Annotated in this window: 1 protein-coding gene; it reads left to right on the forward strand. The window is 67.9% G+C overall.

Translation table 11 applies throughout. The features are described from left to right. Positions 1–96: 96 nt before the first annotated feature. Positions 97–1,040: DDE-type integrase/transposase/recombinase (locus tag ACBY01_RS17165; protein ID WP_416462204.1), on the forward strand; the 944-nt coding region annotated here is incomplete at its 3' end.

A 1,040-nucleotide genomic window follows, 5' to 3' on the forward strand; every position in this document is an offset into this window, starting at 1 on the left:
GTGTAGTGTTTCGCGAGGTTGGCTTTGCGGCAATGGTGGAGGTTGGCGGGACAGAGATGGTGTAGAACGGGGCATGGTCTGGCTGAGGAGTCGGCGATGCTGATCACGCTGCACCGCAATGCTGCCACCACCCCGCGGCAGCGCGCGTATATTCGATCCAGCACCAGGAGCGTGGCGGCGCTGGCGCACGAGCTCGGCGTCAGCGAGACCACCATCCGGCGCTGGCGGGGACGTAGCGACCCCGCCGACCGCAGCTCGCGGCCGCATCGCCTGGCCACCAGCCTGTCGGACGAGGAAGTCGAGATCGCGGTCGAACTGCGCACCCGCCTCGACCTCTCGCTCGACGACGCGCTGGAGGTGCTGCACCGCTGCCTGCGCCCCGATATCTCGCGTTCGGCGCTGTATCGGCTATGGCGCCGCCGCGGCATCGCCGGCCACGCACCCCCCGATGCGCCCGAGCCGCCGCAGCGCTTCGCCCCCGAGCCCTTCGGTTATGTCCATGTCGACCTCAAGCACCTTCCCCGGCTGGAGGGGCGACCGGCCTATGTCTTCGTCGCGATCGAGCGCGCCACCCGCTTCGTCCACGTCGACATCCTCGACGACCGCAGCAGCGACACCGTCGCCCAGGCCTTTGCCGCGTTCCTCGATGCCTTCGGCTATCCGGTCCACACCGTGCTCACCGACAATGGAGCAGAATTCACCGACCGCTTCGGCGGCGCCTGCTACGTCCGACGCGAAGCAGGCACCGGCCGGCATCCTTTCGACCGGGTCTGCAGGCAGCATCGTATCCGCCACAAGCTAACCCGGCCCTACCACCCCCAGACCAACGGCATGGTCGAGCGCTTCAACCGCCGCCTCGGCGACGCCATCGCCGCCCAGCCCGCCAGCCCGCGCAACGCCGGCAAGAACCGCTTCCTCTCGCACGACGAGCGCAACCGCTTCATCCGTGCCTTCGTCCGCGACTATAACCACACCCGATTGCGATGCCTTGACTACCAGGCGCCCGCTGAACGCCTCCTCAACCTCACGAAACACTACAC

This window comes from Sphingomonas mangrovi, from assembly GCF_047975845.1.
Taxonomy (GTDB): domain Bacteria; phylum Pseudomonadota; class Alphaproteobacteria; order Sphingomonadales; family Sphingomonadaceae; genus Sphingomonas.